Origin of the sequence: Paenibacillus sp. FSL W8-0426 (genome assembly GCF_037969725.1) — a bacterium.
Classification (GTDB): Bacteria; Bacillota; Bacilli; order Paenibacillales; family Paenibacillaceae; genus Paenibacillus; species Paenibacillus hubeiensis.
Genome location: NZ_CP150203.1, coordinates 2,447,994 through 2,467,832, shown reverse-complemented (window position 1 = coordinate 2,467,832; position 19,839 = coordinate 2,447,994). Strand labels below are relative to the sequence as shown.

The window sequence follows — 19,839 nt, the reverse complement described above, 5'->3', positions numbered from 1 at the left end:
ATTGCCGCAACAATGACGACAACAAAAAAAGACTCTCTTTGAAAATATACAAGTAGAGAGTCTACGGTATTGAGCTGGACAAGGTTATACTTCGTACTGTTCTCGCCTTAACGTAAAATAGAGTAAGTTGTCTTTGAGAAAAGGCTCCTGCTTAAATCCCAACCTGGTTAGCAACTTCTGCGATTGGTCATTTTTTTGTTCCGTTGTTGCCTCGATATATTGCAGCTGCATGAGATCAAACCCCATCGGAATCAGTTCACGCAAAGCCTCTTGCATGATGCCTTTCCCCCAATAACGAGGCGCCAGATCGAACCCGATCTCGGCCCTTGTCCCATCCTGGTTCGCCATCCAGCAATGATAACCGCACGTACCAAGCAGCTCATCCTTTTCTTTGCTGAACAGACCGTACCGGCAACCCGAATCGTTGATGTGAAAAGCAATGATTTCCTCGGCTTCCGCGATGTCCTTACATGCTTCGATATCCATAAACTTTATGACTTCCGGATCAGTGAAATGGTTCAATATGGACGCTGCATCTTGAAGCGTCAGCTCTCTCATCATCAATCTTTCCGTTTCCAGACGCGGGAATTCGATGACTCCGTTGTTCATGTTCTTCTTCCCCTCACGCCTGCTGTGCCTCTGCTTCTCAAGCGAATCTCATCATCTTGCCAAAAATAATTCGAGAAATCGATGTCCTTCATCCCTTGATTCCCCCATATTGTTAAAATCTCCAGACCATTTATCCATTGGGAGAAATTCTCCTTGGAAGGCTGCGGAGAATCCATGCTGCCGCGTCATGAATGTTTTCGGCAATATAATCCGGTTCAACCTCGTTCCATCGGTGCCTGTATTCCAACAGCGATGATTCACCCCAACCCGTTTTGACCAACACCTTGATTGCGCCAACCGCATGGGCTGCCAGCATATCCGTATCGCCGACATCTCCGATCACCACGCACTTTGACAGATCAAGGCCATATTTAACCGCCGCTTCCTTGAGCATGCTTGGTTTCGGTTTCTTGCAATCGCACTGATCCTGAGCACCGTGAGGACAGATGAAGGCATCGTCGAAGCCATACTGCTCGAATTGCGTTCTAAACTCCTCGAGCTTGGCTTGACCGCGCGAAATCCGATGCTGATTCGTAAACGCAAATACTTTGATTCCAGCTTGTTTCAGCATGTTAATGGCACCCTGGGCCCCATCAAACAGGCTGAATTCCGTGGGATGAACAAAATGACCTGTCCCGCCGATCGTGCCGTCTCGGTCGATAAAAGCAGCTTGGATCCCCTGCATCATACTCCTCCTGCATCATTTTATTGAATTAAAAAACGGCTACAATCAAGCTTGTGACAAGCAGCAGCATCGCTACGGGTGCCCATATCCTTCGTTCCCATACGCTGGTTGTGATGATGTTCAGAAACGTTGACAAGGTGCAAAACGCGATAACAAACCACACAGCCGTTTCCGAGAAATCAGACCATTCCGGCAGCCATAATCCCGCCTTGCTAAGTACGATGGAGCCAATGAAGCCGAGGACAAACATTTGTATGACTGCTGCGAAGCGCATCGGTGGCGGCAGTTTTCCGGGAAACTTGCCTCCCATGGCGCACTCTCCCCAAGGCATACCGAGAGCCAATGCCAATTGAAACAAAATCACGATCCCAATAAGGATCGAAAAGATGAATGAGGCGACTTGCACAACCATAATGAATGATCCCTCGCTTCCCACGGTCAAAGTGTAAGGAGGACGTTTAAGCCAACCCACGATCATCTTTATTCTCTGTTCGCGTATTTGAGACACTCATGGTTCAGCGCGACATGGTTTATATGACGCCGAATTTGCGTAATGCGTAGTCAATCCCGCCTTCACTTGACTTTAAAGTGATAAAGTCCGCCTGCTGTTTCAAAGCATCATGCGCGTTGCCCATTGCAATCCCCAATCCTGCAGCTGCCAGCATATCCATGTCGTTGCCACCGTCCCCAAAAGCAATGGACTCTGAGGCATCAATTTGATAATGCTCCAGTACTTTTCGCATTGCCGTTGATTTGCAAACCTTCGTTTCTTCCAAAACATTCAACACGTAGCCGTGAAAACGTTCGAACCTTAAGGTCGGAAAATGCTCGACGTACTTCCCCGCTTCATCCTCATCCGCATATAAACACATACAGCATACTTCGTCTACGAGAGAACCCATAGCATCAGGATACTGAGTGAGCCCTAACGTTTCAAATAAAGCTTCCTGCACCCGTTCATTTTGACGGCCCATGCCGTTCATGGCCAAACAATCCGTAAAATAGGAAAGGCCGCTGCCATTTAATTTGGCAAACTCCGATAGTTCACGAACCGTTTCCGGTGCAAGCAGTGATTGATGTATCGTTTCATGTTTACATTTGATCAGGGCCCCGTTCGCAGAAATGATGTTATCTATGCCCAACTCCAAAAATGGTTGGCACATATTGTGGGGCCTGCCTGTAGCGATGACAACTTCAATGCCATTGTCGATTAATGCTGTGACCGCTTCTTTCGTTGACGCTGCCAGACTTCGATCCACTTCGCTTAGCAGCGTTCCATCTACATCAAAGAAAACAATTTTATACATACTAATGCAGTAAGCTCCTTTAGTTCAAATAAATAACACGTTCCACGTTGGTGTCCTCAGCTTTACAGCGTTTTTTGCAGCACCTGCTCTTCTTCGGGTATATACTTCAAGCTTTCATAGACGTGGATTGCGGCAGCATTCTCTTTGCCTGTCAACCTCGCCCTCCTTCCGGAGATTCAGCTTTATATTCCGTAAAACCCCAAGATCAGCTTGAACGCTTTCCGGTTTTTGCGGGCACGCTTAATGCCTTCTCTGGAATCTATGATCAACACGCTCGTACCGATCCATATCCTTAAATATACGGACTTTAAGCGAAAAGGAGCGGTAAATCCTTTTTGTTCGCTCTCCGTTCCATCCTCGTGTTCGAATTCCGTTCGAATGAACCAGCGATTTCCAAACCCGATCTCCATGTATTTCTTCAAAAGGTACTCTCCTTCAATGACAATTGGTAAATGATCTCACCGAATTCGTTTTCCTTTTGTTGGCTTACGAAGCCTGCCCTTTCATAAAGTCGCCTGGCGTGTTCATTTTTCTTTTCAACGGTCAATGAAATCAACTCGCATTTGGGATGCGTTTCTTTAATAAATCTAATCATTTCATTTAATGCTATTTTTCCCAAACCTTTGCCTTGATGACGCTGATCCAATTGAAACCCGCCAATCCAATAATTATCCCTGCTCTCTGGCGTGTAAGAGAGGTAATAGAAACCGACCATCTGGCCTTCGCAAAATAACGTATACGGATCAAAAGCTTCATCCCAAGGTTTGATATAGGCAAATGCCAATGATTCCACAATCGATGGCACAAACTCTTTTTGGTTTTCATAAACAGAGATGTTCATGGCCTCTTCCCAATTATCTTTGGTGACTGGAACGATGTGAATCAAACTCATTGTAGACTCCTTCTTTGCATTGTTTATACCATTTCCGAAGTTGGTTGATGTGCGCCTGATGATACCGGTTATGATCTGCCATATGCCACAGGCCCCAGCGGATCGTCGCCTGTTTTTCGTTCTCATGCCCAAACGTGACAACCCTGTCTAAATCGGCATCCACCAGCTTCTCACATGTTTCTTTTAACCAAAGCATGACTTCGGCATATTGTGCCAAGAGGACCTCCAAAGCTACTCCCGTAACCATCGGAAGCCTGTTATTTTCGTCGATCATAGGACCATGTTGCTTTTGAAGGGAGGACGGAAGCGGTTCTCCTTTTACCCGGTAAACCCAGTTCAAATCTACAACCATAATGTGTTTGATTAACTGAGCTGCACTATTATAATGACCATCGAGTCCTCTATAATCGATTTCTTCCTGGGACATGCCTTCCGTGATAGATCGCAACCGGTCGCTATTTTCCTTGACAGCGGAATACAACATGCCCACTACCGGCGTCATCCCGGCTTCACCTTGCAAGTCGTGCAACATCCTGAAATCCTCCTCACTCCGATTTAAATCCTCTCATTAACATTCACACACCATTAAGAGATTCCCATCCGGGTCTTCAAAGTTCAACCAATTTGGTTCCATCCGCGGCATAATGTTAACCTTCTTGGCAACGAGATAATCATATGCCGCTTGAATGTCACTGGTATTAAAATGAAATGCAGGCGTCTTGAACACGCGATCCTCCGTATAAATTTTGCTATCCAAAATAAGGACAGGTCCTTTCATCGGCAGCATGTACAAATGTCCATGCAGTATTTCCCCGTCTGCCTGCAATCCCAAAATATCGCAATACCAGTCACGCGAATGCTGCAAATCCTTCACCGGAATAAACACTGCACCGATCTCATTATGAATGGGAGACATAGGAATTCCTCCTTAATGGCCCGTTATAGGGCTGGATTGTCAAAGCCGTCTTCCATGATTATACATCCCTGTTTTCGGCGGCGTAAGCCCTCTTACTCAAGCTTCGTACGCCGTAAAATCGCATCTCCAATCGGTAACATATGCGGGAACATAACCTGCCCGGACACCCACTCGCTGTGAAGCGATATTGCTCGCAATGACATCGTATGTCGGGACGCATCCCCGTTCTAACACCTCGAACGTCAAACGGTTGACCAGGTAGGCAGCAAGCCCATTGCGGCGGTACCCCGGAAGCACATCGATGCCGAGCTGCCACATTTTTTCTCCTGAATTGCTTGCTCCCGCTATACCAACAATGGAGCCGTTATGCTTGGCTAACACAGCCAATACCGTTTGATAAGGGCAAGTCGGGTCATGGATGACGGCGTTATCGAATGCTGTCATCCCAGCCAAATCGCAAACTTCATCCATTCCAAGCACTTCGTATGTAAATGAATCCGGGGGTGACAAACGCTGCAGCGAATTCAGATCGGGAAGAAAATGCAAATACAACCCTCTGATAAAAGGCGATGAAAAAATATAATCCCGCGTTTTGCCTTCCATATACGCTTTTGCTATGTTCAAGCGCTCCGGCGTTGCCGAAACGATAATCGTTTGTCCCATTGACAGTATCTCAAAATATCGTGCATTTCGCCGAAACGGCCTGCGTCCCGGGTTTTCCTGGGCGTCCACATAAATAATGTGGTCCTTGTCCCCATTCAAATCGTCAATGCTGCAATGAAGATCGACAGCAAGCTGTGATTGCACGATGTGCAACATTTCTTGAGGCGTCATCAATGTTACTGCACCTCCTGCATGGGATTGGTTATTCCATAATCGGCATCTGTCCATTTCCAATGGACGCTTCTTCAAATATCTATATAGGAGGAAAACGAACCCCTTGGGAGGTTGGCCGCCAATGAGATGGCTTATTATTAATGCAGACGATTTCGGCCTGTCGGAAGGCACAAACCGGGGGATCGAAGAGGCACACCGGGCAGGATCGCTTTCCAGCGCAACGTTAATGGTCAACATGCCTGGCTTCCCGGATGCAGTGAACAGGGCTAATACGTTACCGGAGCTTGGGGTCGGCCTGCATTTTAATCTGACGTATGGAAAACCGATTTCCGATCCACAGCATGTGCCTTCGCTTGTAAAGCCAGATGGGACATTCAACGGTATACACACGATGTCATCGTGGAACGAATGCGAGATCGAATTGGAGCTTGCCGCCCAATGGGAACGGTTCGTTACCGCCGGTTTGAAACCGACCCACCTCGATTCCCACCATCATCTGCATTTGCATGATCATGCCGTGCATCGAGCGATGTCAACGTTTGCCCTACGCCATCAAGTGCCGATGCGCAAATCCCGGCTCTCTGCCGTTTCCGCCACTCCTGTGCCTTTGACAACAGATTATATTTTACTTGACACCTACGACAAACAAGATAGCTTGAAACGCTTAATCCGAGCCATTGCCCATCTGCCCAAAGGTTCAACCGAAATCATGTGCCATCCCGGTTATGTCGATGATACCACACGAAAGATATCCAATTACACCCAAGGGCGGGAACTTGAATTAAACGTCTTCCGCAGTCGGAGCATTCATCAAGCGCTTGCAAAGTACGGCGTTCGTTTGATCCATTTCGGCCAGCTTGCCGCAGCGAAAACAGCAACAATGCCGCTTATCCACAAACCGCTCCGAGCACCCGGTATACATGTAAAGCCACGTCATGCAAAGCGATCCACGAAACGAAAATCGATCCTTGTTAAGAACAGGCGCAAAAAAAATGGCTCCTCCAGTTTTGACAGAAGTCATTCTTTTCGCCTAACGAAAAGCAAAAAATAAACCTGTATGAACAGACGGCCCCTAACTTTATCGTCAGAGGCTGTTTGTCATGTCGCACAATCAGGAAGAGCCCTTGATCTTTTATTCTTAATTCTCTTACATGATTCGAACAGCCTCATCGTCAAGACTCATCAGATGCAATGCCGGGATAATGATGGCTTGGAGATCTTTTTGGTCACGGATATCGTGATTCTTTTGAATATCTCTAATCAATGCAAGTCGTGACGTTACGGGAGCTGAATTTAAATAATCCTCAAGCCAACCCATATCAAGATCCGTAACATCGTGGATTCGATATGGTAGATGTTCTTCTCCTTCAGCAAAAGGAAATTTCACGCCTAATCCGTCCTGTGTCTGAAGAGTAATCTCATTCTGACGAACCAGACTTACATTCTGAACATATGTATAAGGGTTATCAATGGCAGGGGTTGGTACATTGTTTACTGTCCATATTGTAATTCTTTCCCGAGTAATCCTTTCAATATCTGTAGGCTGATATGGAGAGTTCAACGCTTGTTCGGCCCACTGCCGCTTCTGAAGCAAATAACTTTCTTCGCTCTCAAAATCATTGTAAAACAATGCTCCGTCATTCAGATTAACGTTCAGAAACTCCGATAAATTGTTGGCTACAACGCGGGACGGACGATCAAAATTCATCGGACTGACACAAACGATCGGGGCTGCTTCAAGGTCCGTTACTGTCCCGTAATCCGTAAGAAAACCGTAATGTATGCCATCGGCGCCGATATTTCCAAACTCAATAACATCGCAAGGCGTGTTGAAATACCTGAACCCGTTTAAACTTAGATAAAAATGAAATCCCGTAAAAAATTGTTCAGCGTCTTGGAGACTTTCCTGTAATTGAATCAGCTTCTGAAGCGTTGGCGGTATATCGTATTTGCCAAAGTGTGTCCGCATTTGAATTCCTCCTGACTAAAAATACCCCAGTTCTAGAAGTGATTTTCCATCATAAGCTGGGGCTCTCTATAGCAATGATCTTGTTCGCCTGCGACATTCCGAAAAACATTTTCCGATGTTCTTCTGAGATTTCGGGAGTTCGTTTAAGTACAATTCTTGGACAATTTCGTGGGAAGAAATAGGAATGCTCATTCATTTGATCAATTGCCCATACGACGGCCGGAAAATCCTTACGGTTTTGTTTCTCTCGTGGGACAAATTGTTCAATATCTGGCTCCTCGCCGAAATGATATAACATTTTTCACCTCACAGGATCTATTTCTTTTGGGAAATCTACCATTTCAGAACATCTATCGGGCTTACACTCCCGATTTAAATGTATACGTCTTGTAATCCCCATTGCCAGATGAATATTGAAGCAAGTTACCGTCTTCCGGTATGCCCATGAAATAAGCGCCCATGCAGCCTGTTGTGCAGCGATGACCGGATATCAAAATATTGGCTTCCTTGGTATCACGTTGAAGTTCGAGCTCTTTCATGAATCCAAATACTCTGTTCACAAAGTGATTCAGTTCTTCCACCCCTTGATAAAAACGGGGATCTGGCATTACACCCGCCAACTTGACTTCTTTCTTTAACAATAGATCCGCCTCACCCAAATCGAACACGTCCAGCCTGGAATCCGTGACTGCCTTCTGGCCTGTAATGATCTCTGCAGTCTGAATCGCCCGATCCTGTGGAGAAGAAAATACATAGTCAAAAGTAACACGGCTTAAATGCTCCCGCAGCCATTCCGCCTGCTTCATTCCTGCATCATTTAGAGGCAACCCTTGTCGTCCTTGAAGTCTGCCTTGTTTGTTCAGGTCCGTTTGGCCATGCCGCACTACATAGATCATGATTTAACCCCCACTCTTTTTTCCTTGATTCCAAAATGATATAAAAGCTATGTTTTATAGTGATGCCCGTTTACGTTTGAGTACCTGTTTCAACTTTTCGACGATATGCGTCTTCCAATACCGCTTTAAGCCCTTCCGCTTTCCGCTGTATAAATGTAGTCCAGAATAGTTCTCCTTTACAAGCCAACTGCTCGGCAGTGTATATCCCGGGTTGAAAGCTGCCCCAACAACCATCCGATGTGAGCTTATCCCATCCCATAAAGTCAGCAAACTTTTTATGTTCATCAGGGATATGGGACCCCATGGATGAAAGCTTCACCTTATCCGGGCATAGCCACATTGCCGTACATACCGACAGCAAACCTCCATGCATCTCATCCAGCCCTTCCAATTCTGCTGCTTGAATGGCACTGTGCCAGGCATCATGATTATGATGAGGATGAATGACGATCATATCCGGGTATTTATAATTCATGTGTTTGATGAAAGCGCCTTCCCAATAAGCCCCGCCATGACCAGAGCAAATGACAAACTTGGTGAATCCCTGCCGCATCAAACAAACCATCATTTCTTCAATCATCGAAGAGATCAAGTTAGGGCTGATGGTAACTGTACCTTTATAATTGGCATGCTCCTCGGATGTATTAAAGGGGATTGTCGGAAGAACATAAGCATTCAATACTTTCCCGTACGCTTCAGCGTATTTTTCGGCAATCAAATTGTCCAGGTGCATTGTTCGGTAGCACCTACAGAAATAATAGCGGTGTCGATCCCGCTTTCCGTTAACTCTTTCGTTGTATTCGTATAGTTCAACATGCGCTCACATCCTTGTTCTAATCGAGTGAGTTTAGTGTAGGGTTACTGAGTGCCGTATTTCGTTTTCTCGCTGTGCCATTGCAAAGCTCTCTGTTCCATCTCCTGAACAAACGGCTTCTTTCCCTTGCTGTAGTCGCTCGTATCCTCGTAACGTTGAGCAAGCTCTTCTTTCATCGCTGAATAACGTTCAACTTCTTCCGGATGAGCTTGCAAATAATCGCGAAAAACCAAATGACGTAATATTTGCGGATGTTCGTATGGATAAAAATGAATATGATGCGTCCGCTGTTCCCCGCCTTTTCGAAATAACCGTCTTCCCGCAATGCCCCATTCTCCGGCCACATCATACCCAAGAGCATGCATACGGTCATTGTATCCATCAATAACTTGAATATCTTTCACCAAACATATCATATCCACGACGGGTTTGGCTTTCATTCCCGGAACGGCCGTACTGCCAAAATGTTCGAGTGCCCGTATTTCGTCGCCAAAAATGCCCCTTAACACTTGAGCTTCTTCTTCATACATCCTGGCCCAGTTCTCATCATACGATGTAAGACGAACTTTCATGGAAATCTCCTCTTTCTGAAGGCATTAACCTGCTTCCACAACATCCATCTTATCCCAAACATTCCATCATGTGAAGTTATATTCTTTTAATGCTTACTTCCATCAGGACAATATTAATATGAACGGCGCGAAATCCCGTTTGCGGGTTCGCGCCGTTCACAAACACACGTATGAATGGCTTATTGCATTCCTTGCATAATCGCATTAATGACGCCTTGTTGGGTTACGGTATTGTTGGATCGGTTAAACAAGGCAAATCCATGTTGGCCGTTGTGGCCATTATCCCAATAAACCGGCACCGCCCCGTATTTTTTTGCCGTTGCGGTGACCGCTTTGGCAAACGCTGCGCGATATACGTTATTGGTCGAATCGTATGACGTTTTATCAATGGAACCAAATTCACCGAGTACCACAGGATATCCTTGGGTGACAAATTTATTGTACATCGATTGCAACTGTGAATTCAGGTAATCTTCTTGTCCCCACGTCGATTTTTTGGAAGGATTCGTTGCCGTGGCTCCCCATTGTGTAATCGTTCCATTTTCCTCGCCTGCAAAGTCCCACGGGGAATAGTAGTGCGCCGATATCATGATTCTTTTCTCCGAGCTTGGGATCGACGAAGATCGGTTTGTATCCGTTGGCAGAACAAAACCATAGTTGCCAACGGTATAGTCGATATTCGTATTCCAACCCGGAATGAGCAACCATCTGGCGCTATTGTTGCCTCCGGTTTTCCTTACCGTATCCACGAAGATTTGGTTGTACGCATTCAGGTTGGCATAGTATGCGGAATTGGGATTTCCATAATTGCCGTCAAACACTTCGTTCATCGATTCCAGAATAAGCCGTTCATCATAGTTGATAAACTTGTTGGCAATTTGTTGCCACACTTTCTCATACTTTTGTTTGATGGCCGTTTGATTGCTTCCATTGACCAACAGCCATCCACCTTGCACGGTATTGTAGCCATCTCCATGAATGTTGATGATGACGTACAAACCTTCATTGTAGGCGTAGTCAACGACCGTTTTCACTCGATCCAGCCACGCTGAATTAATCGTATAGTTGGGAGCGCTTCCAATATGATTCAAATAAGAAACGGGAATTCGAATCGTTTTGAAACCCGCTGCTTTTACTTTTTTGATCAATTCCGGAGTAACCATAGGATTGCCCCATGCCGTCTCGCTTGGCGTGCCGTTCAATGATGCTTCAAGCTGATTTCCCAGATTCCATCCTGCACCCATCTCGCTAATGATCTGCGAAGCCTGCAAAGACCTGAAATCCGATGTAATCGGGGTTGCCGCCGATACTTTGGCATTCCACCCGTTTAAGAACATGGTAGACAACAATACAAGAGCCAGACTGTACATTCCGCACTTTTTCATTTTGGCCAGCATGTCAAAACCTCCGCTTATTTAATGATGATTCTTCCACACGCAGAACGATTACCTTGAACACACTTCGTTGACCATACTGCAATCAAAGTCCGGATGCCCTCCTTTCTGCATCGTATACGTTGCTGCCATTCCCAAGCTGCCGGTGCTAGAAAAAGCGATAGAGAAACCTACTAGCAAGTCTACGCTTGGATGAAAGCGCATCCTTTTCTCAGAATAACATATAATTGGAAATTAAGGTACTATATTTCTTTTTATTCGTGCATATTTAGTGAGAAAACGCCTTTATATTACACGAGTCTTCATCGTTAAATCGCGAAAAATGGAAAAGCGATGATTCCCTCATGAAACGTCTTTTCCCACTCGTACCAATCTGCGGAATTCAATCGTCCGACAACCTGCAGACCTGAAGGCTCCACAGACGCCCACAGGTATTCGTGATGTTTGTCTTCTTCTCCAAACCAGGCAGGTTGTCCAACGCCGTCAACTTGGATTTGCGCAGGCAGCATGGAATAGATCTCAGACAACTTGTCCCACATCTCATCGTCAAATTGCCCAAAATCCAGACCATACACCCGATCAATGCTGACGATCGATTCATCGCTGATTTCTATGTTATCGTAAAAACAAAGAGACATTTCACTCACTCCCCACATCGTTACAGGAACAACATTGTTAGATACAAAGTCCCTTTTGCAATAATTCTTCTCTCGCCTGGATTAGCCAAGGATGTACTAATTTAAGTTTGGAACGCTGCTCCCAAATGTAATTAAGATAGATCAGTATCCCTTCATCCAATCGCTGCTCGTCTTCAACCTTCTTTCGGATTTCATGTAAATACGCATGATTTCCTGGCAGCTCCCAAGAGATTTTGTCTGAAACGAAAAGAACTTTATCCATAAGGCTTGCTTCAGGCCTGAATGTGGTATGACATTCTATGGCGTCCAAGATCTCACTGTCGGTGATATAAAAAATTTCTTTGGCCATAGCTTTGGACAATTTTTGATGTACAATTCGATCATAGGTATACTCTTCGTCCATGATATCGATCGATAGTACCTTGGCTACATTTAACATCTCGCTTACAGGGACCACGTTACTGATGTCATGCAGCAGACCTGCTTGTTCTGCCTTCCACGGATCTGCACCATAAAGTTCTGCGATGTGCCTTGCCTGGGTTGCCACTATTAACGTATGATTTAAAGTTTCAAGATCATGATGAGCTGAAAAAAAGGCTTGAATGTCGTTTCGTACATTTCCCGACAGTAGCACATTCGATGAGTATGTTTCGAGGACCTGATGCATCATTCATCACCTTTCCGAGTTGAATTCCAACACCATTCACTTCACTTGATTTATGAATCTACATTTACCTCCAGTGGTTCAGATTTAATTTGAAATCGATGCGATTTATTGTCATAAGTAATGTAGAATTCTGCCTGACCGACGATCTTATATTTTCCGGGTTGGTCTACCGACAATTGATATAACTTGGAACTAACATGCTGTTCACCGTCGTAATTATATTTGCTATTGGGCTGGAGCGTTGTCCCCAAACCTATATCATTTACTGCAATCATCCCCTCATGGTTTGGCAGGGGTTTACCTGCATCATCGTAAATGGTATAAGTAAACATATCCGCACCATGGAAAATATCCCAAGCAGTCTCGCTTTGATTGACCAAATATCCCTTTACCTCAAAGGTTTCCCCGGCTGTAATCGTTGGAGGGGATTGCATTTCGATCCTAAACATGGATTCGGATGGTTCGTTGGCATGCTCCATATCGACTGTTTTTGTATGTTCACCCTGCGTAGCCATCGTATGGTTAGCATCATTGCAACTTGTAAGTAACAACGAACTCGAGACAATTAGCATGAATAAGAAATTTCGTTTTTTCATCCTTCTCTCCCCATTTTTTTATTCAACCCACACCTGTCAATAAGGAAATGGGAAGCTCACTTAAAACAACATACTAAAAATTCACAGGAGGAAGCTATGGACTGGTTCAATGAACAGATCAGCCTGAATTCGCTGATTTGGCTGTTTTTCGCTGCATTTATGATTCATGATTTCGAAGAAATTATTGTTGTAGAGAAATGGATGAAACGAAACCATGGGTTGGTTCGTTCAGCGCTGCCCAAGCCGCTTAGACGGCGTTTCGATTCCTTTCAGCATATTACCTCTGCTCAATTTGCCGTGGCGGTTGCTTTGGAATTCATTATGTTCATTCCGGTAACGTGGATAGCTGCGGAGCATCATTCTTTGTTGTTATTCATCGGTTTTAATGCTGTTCTCTTCATCCATGTGTTCACTCATCTATTTCAAAGCATCTACTTGCGAATGTACACCCCTGGAGTAGTGACAGCCGTTTTCGTAACTCTTCCCTATTCCGTTTATTTATTCTACCGTTTAGCAGAATTGAACATGCTCACCTGGTGGTCATTTATACAAAGTCTGGCTGTTGGCCTGATCCTGATCCCTATAGTCATGTTGGGACATATCATTGGCAAAAAAGTTATTCCTGATTGATTACGTATACATACATTTTTCAAAAACTCTGCTTTTATCTCTCAAACTGATGATTTGATCACAATTCAACCACCATCGTGATGGAAGTACCCACCTTCCCCACTTCTTTGAATCCGAACCGCTCGTACAGTTTCACGGCTGGTATATTCCCTGGGTCCACACTCAGGGATAAGCGTCGGATTCCTCTTTGCTTAGCTTCTTTAAATAGTTCATTCATTAAGGAGGTACCTATTCCGTTGCCGCAATATTCTTTTAGCAAGGCCATGCCAATTTCAGGAACATGTTCGTGAACAAAACCAAATCCTTTATTTTTCTCGTTAAAAAATCAGTTCACAATCATGGTGTTCCCAAACATCGAACAAATTGCCGTCCAAATCTTCCATCACAAAAAACTTCCCATACTTTCCTTCATCACTTATGTTCCCGACTTTAACATCTTCTGATTTTAAATAGTTATGTAACGATGCAATATCGTCCGTGAAAAAGGTAATCACCCATCTTCTTTGATTTCGCACTTCGAATACGGCTCTTGACTTATGTTCGCTTTGGATCAGATCCAAAATAGGTCGGTTCTCCCTGAAAAGGCTTAAATATCCTTCCCTTCGATTTCTGATGTTGAATCCGAAATGCTTAACAAACCAGGCTGCGGATGCTTCCAAGTCTTCAACAGGGATCACATTGTAAGCAATACCCAAGATTTTTCCGTTTTCCATGGAATACCTCCGATTTGCGTTTTATTGAAAAATACGATCCTCGATCACAGCATATCTTTATTTTTTCAAAAGAGTTCCTCGCGAAATGTCCGGTTGATTAGATAATCCAATCGTTTAATCCCTATTTTCCTAACGCTTAAATACTACGTTTAGTTGCAGGAAACGCAGCTTTCGATTTTATCTTTTTTTACTGCTCTTCCAAGTTCCACGATGTTGTACGGATGACCTCCTTTCTATTTACATGTACTCATAATCCTAATGGATTAATTTCATTATACTCATTCAGAACTTTCTGCATTTGGGTGATATGTCTTTTGGCATGTTGGCACAGAAAATAAATATATTGATACACATCAATCTTCCCTAAGTTATTTACCGTCATCGTCGTCTTGTAAAGTATTCCTTCGCCCTTGTTCATTTCGAACAGTATGTCTCTACATTCTTTTAATTGTTCCTCAAGCAGTAATCTTACTTCTTCGAGATCTTTATCTCCTGTCGGCTCCATATGCTCGGGTCTAATCCAATCAAATGAGTTATGTCTAGCAATTGCATCTAGCTCATGCAAATTAAATGAATATGTTTCTAACAGTGTTTGTAAATCTTTCTTTCCGGCCAAATCAATCGCCTTTCTCTTCCCTTTTCTGATTAATATCAACAAATAGTGATTGGTTAATGTAACATGCTCCAAAATCTGTCCGATGCTCCACCCCACTTTAGGTTTAAAACAAAGCACTTCGGTGTTCAGCCCAAACCAAGGCTGGTATTCATTTAATGTGTTGGACAGTTCAAAATCGATGTATGTAATCGTTTTACTTATACTCATATTTTTCACCTGCTTTTTGATTTTGGGTTTTGAAGGAACGGCATCACTTAAAATAAATTAAAAAGCCCATGATTGCACCATGAGCTACAAACAGCTAAATGAAGCCCCATCAATTTAGAAAGTCAATAATCTCCTTATTGATCAGATCGGCTTGCTCATGATTTATTGCGTGTCCCGCATCAGGAATGATTTTGTAATTCATTCTGTTGTCCTCAAGTTTCTTTATAGCTTTCGGATAATTGGATAATCGATCGTATTCACCAATGAGGAACAATACCTTGTTCCTTAATTCGGATACCTCCTGATCCGTATGTATTTCTATTTTGTGCTGCATCATCGATTTATTGTTAAAATACTTTAACAAGTAGTACCAGTGCTTCATCAGAAGTTCATTGTCTTGAAATGGCGAACGATGAGGCCCACTCAATTTATTCAGCAGCTTTTCACAGTTTTTTTCCGACGGAAATAATGCCTCTGGCAAAAAAGCGGCCATCATTTTATAAATCACTTCAAATGAATTGCTTGGAATTCTACCTGCAAGACAGACTGCCTTATTTACCTTATCAGGTCTCTTCAATGTGTAGTTATAAGATAAATAGGCACCATATGAAACTCCGCAAATATTTATGGTATGGATGTTCAAAGCTGTCACAATGTCGTCCATCCAAGTGATTTGATTGAATGCTCTGAAATATTCATCATTAGGTTCGCTTTTGCCAGATCCCCCTATAGCATCTACCGCAATCACATAAAACGCCTTAGCTAAATCCTTAATATTGTATATCCACATCATGGCCGAATTATCTGCTGTCCCATGAAATAGCATCAACGGTGGATTCGAACGGTCACCGGCAATGATCACGTGCGTCGATCCATAGGTCGTCTCGATCACCTTTTCTACGAAATCCGTTTCCCATGAATGCAGCAGCATGTTATAGGAATCCATAATTAATTTTCTTCCGGACGAGCTCTTATATCTCTCCATCGTTATGATCCTTTCATGAACATTTTTAAGTAAAGCAGATGCCATGTTCTTTTGGAAGGTTATGCTTAAGAAGATGTATATTCACTTTTAATAGACTCATGCAAATGCTATCCCAGTACTTCCCGTGTTTATAAATCTTTTCTCTGAATCTGCCTTCTTCCTTAAAACCACATTTTACATAAATCTATATAAACCGCACTAATCAATCACACAAGGCCACTACGAGTGCAGTACCATCTTCCGATCGCTGTTATCCCCAGATTTTTTGGTTCCCCTTTTCTAGCGGGAAAATCCGGTGATAAACGCGACCGCTTTGCTTCTCCAGATTGGTTCTGCCTCTCCGTTAACGTGTGTTTGTATGTTTTTGCGTTTATATAGTGAATTCTATGTATCATTACAACATTATGTTTTTAATAACTTATTGTTATTTGTTATCAAATCCACAAACACCGGCTTTTGCACGGCATTTATCGAGTCCAAATCAATCTCATCGAGTCCCTTGAACACGAGTTGTAACGACTCATTATTTTGATCTTTGAAATTCACCGTTTTTCCGTCATCTAATATTTTCCCTTTCAATTCCGCCTCAACATTAAACAAAAACATGACAAAAACAACTTCATTTCCATCCGGGTATGTATATTTCATACGAGGGCCTGAATATATGGAATTCAAATGATATTGTTTGACTTCAAGACCTGTCTCTTCCATCACTTCCCTTAGCATCGTTTCTTCTATGGATTCACCAGGTTCCATCCCGCCACCAGGCAATCCCCAATCTCCATAATCCGATCTCTTCTGCAATAATATTCTTCCAAATTCATCTCGAATGATCGCTCCTCCAGTTACAACAATACGTCTAGTCATGGTCTCAGTCCTTCCATGCGATTTGGATTTCACGAAAGTATTTGATATTATCCGTTGTTCAACCACGTCTCTAATATGGAGATCATCTCTTCATATTGTTTCAGTGCATGAATTGTAGCTACGATTTGTTTTGTGCCCATTTCTTGTTCTTTTGCGTCTGCACATTCAATCCATAATGATCGTTTAAGACTATACTCCAACCAATCGAGTTTACTTAAATAACCAAGTTCCAGAACTATCCTCCAATTTGCAGTTACAACGCCGTAGTGCTCTTGGTATGCCGTGACAAAAGCATTAAATTTTTCTTGATCTATTTCTCCCGAATCCCCCGTTGACCAATAAATAGCGGTCTCCATTAAATCATGTTTTGGATGTATAACTCCGGCTGATTCCCAATCAATGAATATGGGACTGCCTTTACTCCACATTACGTTTTTTGGATCCAGGTCTCTATGACTCAATATACGTTCTCCCGCCAATAATTGGAGGGCATGATTCGCTCGATCAGTCCACAAAAACAACTCGTCAATAATAGCGGCTAACAGGTTTACCCATGAAGAATCGAGTTCTTTCCCCTTACTTAAATAGAATTGCCAGTCTGTGTCTTTTGTGTTATTCGTATTGTTGTTGCTATTCTCGATCTGAGAGAAATTGATCTCATGAAGTTTAGCAAGAATAGAGCCCACTTGCGTACAATGGGTTGTAGTAATCTCCTGTGATTTAAGACTGTAACCCTCGATCCAGTCAAAAACCAGATAAAACTGATTGTCTATGTTTTGCAGTCCATGACCATTAAACACCTTTGCAGGTTGAGCAGGTATATAATTTGATGCAAGGCTTGCGATTTTTTCTGACCGAATATAGTTTTCATAGGCAGTTGGCCTCGCCATGATTTGTGGGTTTAATGCTTTTACAGCATATCTCCCTTTAGAGGTCTCCAAAGAAAACATCCTATGTAATAAACCGCCCGAAATAGCTTCAGGTGTTTTAAGCATCTCACCCAGCTGTAACGTATGACACATTTTCTCAAATTGTATATTGTATTGAAGATTCATTGTTTCGTCCCCCTGGAAGTTCATCCCGCTGACCAAGCTCCTGTAGAACACGCCCGAATCAAGCTTAAATGTAAAGTTACGTAAAAATTAAAACCCGTGGTCCTTCAAATAATACTTCACTCCAGCACGATCAACATCCGAAAAATCCAATGGATTCCGGGTAAATAAATCATTAAGTTCCTTGATAGCAATCCACTGAATATCTGCGGTTTCGTCACCAGCTTCCAGCAAATCTCCGGTGGCCTTGCATCTAAAATAATAACCGACGGAATCAATCGGTCCCTTAATGGTTTGATACGCTGCATAAGGTTGAAGACACTCCACCTCAAATGCAGGATTTATGCCGATCGTATCAATCCGAGTGTTAGCTCCTTCTATTTCATATACATCCAATCCTGTTTCTTCCTTAACTTCTCTGATCAATGCTTGGAGCTGCGATTCAAAAGGTTCCACCCTCCCCCCGGGAAGTTCGAACTTATACGCAGCATTTGCCTTAGTCCTTCTTTGTATAACGATCTCGATTCCTTCATTATTCTTTCGCTCTACAAAAGCTCTTGCATTTACATAGAACATTAAAAACCAACCCTTTCATCTCACAAGCACCAATAAAGCTAACGTGTACTACCTTCAGTTACACCGATCCATCTGTAATATTTAGTCGATGATAACCATTCGGTTTTTTACGATGCTTGGTTCGTTGTTCGAAAGCATAACCGATGCAAATTAACGTGGACTCGCTGAATGCTTTTCCCGCAAAAGTTATACCAAATGGTCGACCGTTATCCATATACCCTGACGGAATAGCTATGGATGGATATCCTGCATTTGCTGCTTTGGGCCTATATCTTGACACTTTCATCACTTTACAAAAAGGATCAATTAGAGTTCAGTATTGAGTACACATTCGTATCATAGAAGCGTCCATTTTGATACATATAGTTTCTGAGAATTCCTTCGTGTTCAAATCCCATATTCAATAGCAAATTGTTGGATGCCTCGTTCTCAAGAAAAACTATTGCACCAATACGGGCCAATTTTAACTCTTCAAAACCATATTTAAGTACCTCGGGAATTACTTCTGACGCATAGCCTTTTCTCCAGTAGCCTGGATGAATCTCAAACCCTAATTCTGCTCGTTTGTATTTTTGAGACCATAGATTAAAACCAATTGTTCCGATCACATGCTTTTGACCCTTAAGCTGTATTCCCCAACGCATTCCTTTTTTCTCTTGATACATAGTATGAAAGTGATTAATAAGGTTTGCAGCTTGTTCTTTTTCAGTAAAGGGATCTTGACCATAATATTTCATGGTTTCTTTATTAGAAAAGGAATCATATATTTGTTCAACGTCTTCAAATTGTACTTCTCTCAAAATTGTTCTTTCCGTTGTTAGGATTGGAAACATTTCTTATTCTCCTTTAGATGTCTATTTTAATAAATTCCCACTGCATCCAAGACGTTCTCCCCCTCTACAGTTTCAGTTCATATTTAATTTGTGTTTTTTCCTGCCCTCCAGTGGTATCTACCATTTCTTCCGTTTGGACGAACCCGCGTTTCTCATAAAATGCCCTGCCTATAGAATTGTCTTTTCCTACCCACGCAAACAATTTCTTCATTGGCTTTAAAACGTGAATATATTCTTGGATGAAAGCTTTACCTACCCCCATTTTATGAAACTCAGGCCGTACGTAAATTCGTAGTAATTCAACCTCTTCCTCGTTTACTTGACGGGTGTGAGCATATCCGACGACTGCGTCATTCCATTCTGCGATCAAAAAATCCCGTTTCTCACTTTGAAGTGTTCTCTCTACAGATCGACTTAAATTCTCGGTAGAATAAGCTCTACTTAGGAACGTATCAATGTACTCTTTGGTATATATACTTCCATATGTGTACATCCATGTTTCATGAGCAATGGACTGAATATGCGGAATATCCTCCATTGAAACCAAGCGAATGGCAATCATATGGCA

Annotated in this window: 28 protein-coding genes and 2 pseudogenes; 2 read left to right on the top strand and 28 right to left on the bottom strand. The window is 43.0% G+C overall.

The annotated features are described in order from the left end of the window. Window positions 1-84: 84 nt before the first annotated feature. The 9 genes from MKY59_RS11430 to MKY59_RS11390 all read right to left on the bottom strand — a co-directional run bounded on the left by MKY59_RS11430 (window position 85) and on the right by MKY59_RS11390 (window position 5,243). Window positions 85-609 (bottom strand): GNAT family N-acetyltransferase, encoded by a 525-nt coding sequence (locus MKY59_RS11430; RefSeq protein ID WP_339277636.1) that lies wholly within the window; start codon window positions 607-609, stop codon window positions 85-87. A 130-nt stretch (window positions 610-739) separates the two neighbouring features. Continuing rightward, window positions 740-1,294 (bottom strand): HAD-IIIA family hydrolase, encoded by a 555-nt coding sequence (locus tag MKY59_RS11425; protein ID WP_339277634.1) that lies wholly within the window; start codon window positions 1,292-1,294, stop codon window positions 740-742. Between the two features lie 28 nt (window positions 1,295-1,322). After that, entirely contained in the window at window positions 1,323-1,604 is a 282-nt protein-coding gene (locus tag MKY59_RS11420; RefSeq protein ID WP_339277632.1) for a hypothetical protein, read from the bottom strand. Between the two features lie 220 nt (window positions 1,605-1,824). Next, window positions 1,825-2,601 carry a Cof-type HAD-IIB family hydrolase gene (locus tag MKY59_RS11415; RefSeq protein WP_339277631.1) on the bottom strand — a complete coding sequence of 259 codons (777 nt, stop codon included), beginning with the start codon at window positions 2,599-2,601 and terminating at the stop codon, window positions 1,825-1,827. Between the two features lie 182 nt (window positions 2,602-2,783). Next, window positions 2,784-3,011 (bottom strand): DUF3977 family protein, encoded by a 228-nt coding sequence (locus MKY59_RS11410; protein ID WP_236417430.1) that lies wholly within the window; start codon window positions 3,009-3,011, stop codon window positions 2,784-2,786. 8 nt (window positions 3,012-3,019) lie between these two features. Then, the gene (locus MKY59_RS11405; protein WP_339277629.1) at window positions 3,020-3,493 is read right to left on the bottom strand and encodes a GNAT family N-acetyltransferase; all 474 of its coding nucleotides are present in this window, start codon (window positions 3,491-3,493) and stop codon (window positions 3,020-3,022) included. Next, entirely contained in the window at window positions 3,456-4,025 is a 570-nt protein-coding gene (locus MKY59_RS11400) for a DinB family protein (protein WP_339277628.1), read from the bottom strand. The genes MKY59_RS11405 and MKY59_RS11400 overlap by 38 nt, the downstream gene beginning before the upstream one ends. Window positions 4,026-4,061: 36 nt before the next feature. Beyond that, entirely contained in the window at window positions 4,062-4,409 is a 348-nt protein-coding gene (locus MKY59_RS11395) for a VOC family protein (protein ID WP_236417307.1), read from the bottom strand. Between the two features lie 96 nt (window positions 4,410-4,505). Continuing rightward, window positions 4,506-5,243, bottom strand: a complete 738-nt coding sequence (locus MKY59_RS11390; RefSeq protein ID WP_339278372.1) for a GNAT family N-acetyltransferase — start codon at window positions 5,241-5,243, stop codon at window positions 4,506-4,508. Window positions 5,244-5,367: 124 nt separating this feature from the next. Between MKY59_RS11390 and MKY59_RS11385 the strand changes: the two genes are divergently transcribed. Next, window positions 5,368-6,297: a ChbG/HpnK family deacetylase gene (locus tag MKY59_RS11385; protein WP_339277625.1), complete on the top strand. Its 930-nt coding sequence runs from the start codon at window positions 5,368-5,370 to the stop codon at window positions 6,295-6,297. A gap of 96 nt (window positions 6,298-6,393) precedes the next feature. On the opposite strand, the gene MKY59_RS11380 is transcribed toward MKY59_RS11385, so the two are convergent. From MKY59_RS11380 to MKY59_RS11340, 9 genes are all read right to left on the bottom strand, one after another. Continuing rightward, a complete protein-coding gene (locus MKY59_RS11380; protein WP_339277623.1) occupies window positions 6,394-7,215 on the bottom strand; it encodes a hypothetical protein in 822 nt (273 codons plus the stop codon). Between the two features lie 49 nt (window positions 7,216-7,264). Further along, window positions 7,265-7,513, bottom strand: coding sequence for a DUF6886 family protein (locus tag MKY59_RS11375; protein WP_339277621.1), 249 nt, complete (start codon window positions 7,511-7,513; stop codon window positions 7,265-7,267). Window positions 7,514-7,574: 61 nt separating this feature from the next. Beyond that, on the bottom strand, window positions 7,575-8,111 hold the full coding sequence (locus MKY59_RS11370; protein ID WP_339277619.1) for a histidine phosphatase family protein: 537 nt from the start codon (window positions 8,109-8,111) through the stop codon (window positions 7,575-7,577). Window positions 8,112-8,181: 70 nt separating this feature from the next. Next, a complete protein-coding gene (locus MKY59_RS11365) occupies window positions 8,182-8,829 on the bottom strand; it encodes a creatininase family protein (RefSeq protein WP_339277617.1) in 648 nt (215 codons plus the stop codon). Between the two features lie 140 nt (window positions 8,830-8,969). Further along, a complete protein-coding gene (locus MKY59_RS11360) occupies window positions 8,970-9,497 on the bottom strand; it encodes a GrpB family protein (RefSeq protein ID WP_339277615.1) in 528 nt (175 codons plus the stop codon). Between the two features lie 179 nt (window positions 9,498-9,676). Then, window positions 9,677-10,894, bottom strand: a complete 1,218-nt coding sequence (locus MKY59_RS11355; RefSeq protein ID WP_339277613.1) for a glycoside hydrolase family 5 protein — start codon at window positions 10,892-10,894, stop codon at window positions 9,677-9,679. A 305-nt stretch (window positions 10,895-11,199) separates the two neighbouring features. Then, the gene (locus tag MKY59_RS11350; RefSeq protein WP_339277611.1) at window positions 11,200-11,529 is read right to left on the bottom strand and encodes a hypothetical protein; all 330 of its coding nucleotides are present in this window, start codon (window positions 11,527-11,529) and stop codon (window positions 11,200-11,202) included. 37 nt (window positions 11,530-11,566) lie between these two features. Continuing rightward, complete coding sequence (yqeK, locus tag MKY59_RS11345) at window positions 11,567-12,199, bottom strand: bis(5'-nucleosyl)-tetraphosphatase (symmetrical) YqeK (protein ID WP_236417297.1); 633 nt, start codon at window positions 12,197-12,199, stop codon at window positions 11,567-11,569. Between the two features lie 47 nt (window positions 12,200-12,246). Continuing rightward, complete coding sequence (locus MKY59_RS11340; RefSeq protein ID WP_339277608.1) at window positions 12,247-12,792, bottom strand: hypothetical protein; 546 nt, start codon at window positions 12,790-12,792, stop codon at window positions 12,247-12,249. A 96-nt stretch (window positions 12,793-12,888) separates the two neighbouring features. Between MKY59_RS11340 and MKY59_RS11335 the strand changes: the two genes are divergently transcribed. Continuing rightward, a complete protein-coding gene (locus tag MKY59_RS11335; protein ID WP_236417295.1) occupies window positions 12,889-13,422 on the top strand; it encodes an HXXEE domain-containing protein in 534 nt (177 codons plus the stop codon). Between the two features lie 58 nt (window positions 13,423-13,480). Here the strand turns inward: MKY59_RS11335 and MKY59_RS11330 are convergent. The 10 genes and pseudogenes from MKY59_RS11330 to MKY59_RS11285 all read right to left on the bottom strand — a co-directional run. Beyond that, window positions 13,481-13,696, bottom strand: a pseudogene (locus MKY59_RS11330) (GNAT family N-acetyltransferase); the annotation flags it as partial. Window positions 13,697-13,739: 43 nt separating this feature from the next. Further along, window positions 13,740-14,135 carry a VOC family protein gene (locus tag MKY59_RS11325; protein ID WP_339277606.1) on the bottom strand — a complete coding sequence of 132 codons (396 nt, stop codon included), beginning with the start codon at window positions 14,133-14,135 and terminating at the stop codon, window positions 13,740-13,742. Window positions 14,136-14,382: 247 nt separating this feature from the next. Next, window positions 14,383-14,958, bottom strand: a complete 576-nt coding sequence (locus tag MKY59_RS11320) for a DinB family protein (RefSeq protein ID WP_339277605.1) — start codon at window positions 14,956-14,958, stop codon at window positions 14,383-14,385. Window positions 14,959-15,067: 109 nt separating this feature from the next. Continuing rightward, entirely contained in the window at window positions 15,068-15,904 is an 837-nt protein-coding gene (locus MKY59_RS11315) for an alpha/beta hydrolase (RefSeq protein WP_339277603.1), read from the bottom strand. A gap of 441 nt (window positions 15,905-16,345) precedes the next feature. Continuing rightward, a complete protein-coding gene (locus MKY59_RS11310; RefSeq protein ID WP_339277601.1) occupies window positions 16,346-16,810 on the bottom strand; it encodes an NUDIX domain-containing protein in 465 nt (154 codons plus the stop codon). A 47-nt stretch (window positions 16,811-16,857) separates the two neighbouring features. Beyond that, on the bottom strand, window positions 16,858-17,865 hold the full coding sequence (locus tag MKY59_RS11305) for a phosphotransferase (protein WP_339277599.1): 1,008 nt from the start codon (window positions 17,863-17,865) through the stop codon (window positions 16,858-16,860). A gap of 87 nt (window positions 17,866-17,952) precedes the next feature. Then, the gene (locus tag MKY59_RS11300) at window positions 17,953-18,438 is read right to left on the bottom strand and encodes an NUDIX hydrolase (protein ID WP_339277597.1); all 486 of its coding nucleotides are present in this window, start codon (window positions 18,436-18,438) and stop codon (window positions 17,953-17,955) included. A 58-nt stretch (window positions 18,439-18,496) separates the two neighbouring features. Then, window positions 18,497-18,694: pseudogene (locus tag MKY59_RS11295) on the bottom strand (hypothetical protein); the annotation flags it as partial. Between the two features lie 46 nt (window positions 18,695-18,740). Then, window positions 18,741-19,271 carry a GNAT family protein gene (locus MKY59_RS11290; protein WP_339277595.1) on the bottom strand — a complete coding sequence of 177 codons (531 nt, stop codon included), beginning with the start codon at window positions 19,269-19,271 and terminating at the stop codon, window positions 18,741-18,743. 64 nt (window positions 19,272-19,335) lie between these two features. Continuing rightward, window positions 19,336-19,833 (bottom strand): GNAT family N-acetyltransferase, encoded by a 498-nt coding sequence (locus tag MKY59_RS11285; RefSeq protein ID WP_339277593.1) that lies wholly within the window; start codon window positions 19,831-19,833, stop codon window positions 19,336-19,338. Window positions 19,834-19,839 lie beyond the last annotated feature (6 nt).

Excerpts from the sequence above, each read along its gene's own strand:
- MKY59_RS11420 (WP_339277632.1), bottom strand. The coding sequence starts at position 1,604 with ATGGGAGGCAAGTTTCCCGGAAAACTGCCGCCACCGATGCGCTTCGCA.
- MKY59_RS11410 (WP_236417430.1), bottom strand. The coding sequence starts at position 3,011 with ATGGAGATCGGGTTTGGAAATCGCTGGTTCATTCGAACGGAATTCGAA.
- MKY59_RS11400 (WP_339277628.1), bottom strand. The coding sequence starts at position 4,025 with ATGTTGCACGACTTGCAAGGTGAAGCCGGGATGACGCCGGTAGTGGGC.
- MKY59_RS11430 (WP_339277636.1), bottom strand. The coding sequence starts at position 609 with ATGAACAACGGAGTCATCGAATTCCCGCGTCTGGAAACGGAAAGATTG.
- MKY59_RS11340 (WP_339277608.1), bottom strand. The coding sequence starts at position 12,792 with ATGAAAAAACGAAATTTCTTATTCATGCTAATTGTCTCGAGTTCGTTG.
- MKY59_RS11355 (WP_339277613.1), bottom strand. The coding sequence starts at position 10,894 with ATGCTGGCCAAAATGAAAAAGTGCGGAATGTACAGTCTGGCTCTTGTA.
- MKY59_RS11375 (WP_339277621.1), bottom strand. The coding sequence starts at position 7,513 with ATGTTATATCATTTCGGCGAGGAGCCAGATATTGAACAATTTGTCCCA.
- MKY59_RS11310 (WP_339277601.1), bottom strand. The coding sequence starts at position 16,810 with ATGACTAGACGTATTGTTGTAACTGGAGGAGCGATCATTCGAGATGAA.
- yqeK (WP_236417297.1), bottom strand. The coding sequence starts at position 12,199 with ATGATGCATCAGGTCCTCGAAACATACTCATCGAATGTGCTACTGTCG.
- MKY59_RS11380 (WP_339277623.1), bottom strand. The coding sequence starts at position 7,215 with ATGCGGACACACTTTGGCAAATACGATATACCGCCAACGCTTCAGAAG.
- MKY59_RS11425 (WP_339277634.1), bottom strand. The coding sequence starts at position 1,294 with ATGCAGGGGATCCAAGCTGCTTTTATCGACCGAGACGGCACGATCGGC.
- MKY59_RS11335 (WP_236417295.1), top strand. The coding sequence starts at position 12,889 with ATGGACTGGTTCAATGAACAGATCAGCCTGAATTCGCTGATTTGGCTG.
- MKY59_RS11370 (WP_339277619.1), bottom strand. The coding sequence starts at position 8,111 with ATGATCTATGTAGTGCGGCATGGCCAAACGGACCTGAACAAACAAGGC.
- MKY59_RS11290 (WP_339277595.1), bottom strand. The coding sequence starts at position 19,271 with ATGTTTCCAATCCTAACAACGGAAAGAACAATTTTGAGAGAAGTACAA.
- MKY59_RS11395 (WP_236417307.1), bottom strand. The coding sequence starts at position 4,409 with ATGTCTCCCATTCATAATGAGATCGGTGCAGTGTTTATTCCGGTGAAG.
- MKY59_RS11415 (WP_339277631.1), bottom strand. The coding sequence starts at position 2,601 with ATGTATAAAATTGTTTTCTTTGATGTAGATGGAACGCTGCTAAGCGAA.
- MKY59_RS11305 (WP_339277599.1), bottom strand. The coding sequence starts at position 17,865 with ATGAATCTTCAATACAATATACAATTTGAGAAAATGTGTCATACGTTA.
- MKY59_RS11360 (WP_339277615.1), bottom strand. The coding sequence starts at position 9,497 with ATGAAAGTTCGTCTTACATCGTATGATGAGAACTGGGCCAGGATGTAT.
- MKY59_RS11315 (WP_339277603.1), bottom strand. The coding sequence starts at position 15,904 with ATGGATTCCTATAACATGCTGCTGCATTCATGGGAAACGGATTTCGTA.
- MKY59_RS11350 (WP_339277611.1), bottom strand. The coding sequence starts at position 11,529 with ATGTCTCTTTGTTTTTACGATAACATAGAAATCAGCGATGAATCGATC.
- MKY59_RS11390 (WP_339278372.1), bottom strand. The coding sequence starts at position 5,243 with ATGACGCCTCAAGAAATGTTGCACATCGTGCAATCACAGCTTGCTGTC.
- MKY59_RS11320 (WP_339277605.1), bottom strand. The coding sequence starts at position 14,958 with ATGAGTATAAGTAAAACGATTACATACATCGATTTTGAACTGTCCAAC.
- MKY59_RS11385 (WP_339277625.1), top strand. The coding sequence starts at position 5,368 with ATGAGATGGCTTATTATTAATGCAGACGATTTCGGCCTGTCGGAAGGC.
- MKY59_RS11285 (WP_339277593.1), bottom strand. The coding sequence starts at position 19,833 with ATGATTGCCATTCGCTTGGTTTCAATGGAGGATATTCCGCATATTCAG.
- MKY59_RS11300 (WP_339277597.1), bottom strand. The coding sequence starts at position 18,438 with ATGTTCTATGTAAATGCAAGAGCTTTTGTAGAGCGAAAGAATAATGAA.
- MKY59_RS11405 (WP_339277629.1), bottom strand. The coding sequence starts at position 3,493 with ATGAGTTTGATTCACATCGTTCCAGTCACCAAAGATAATTGGGAAGAG.
- MKY59_RS11325 (WP_339277606.1), bottom strand. The coding sequence starts at position 14,135 with ATGGAAAACGGAAAAATCTTGGGTATTGCTTACAATGTGATCCCTGTT.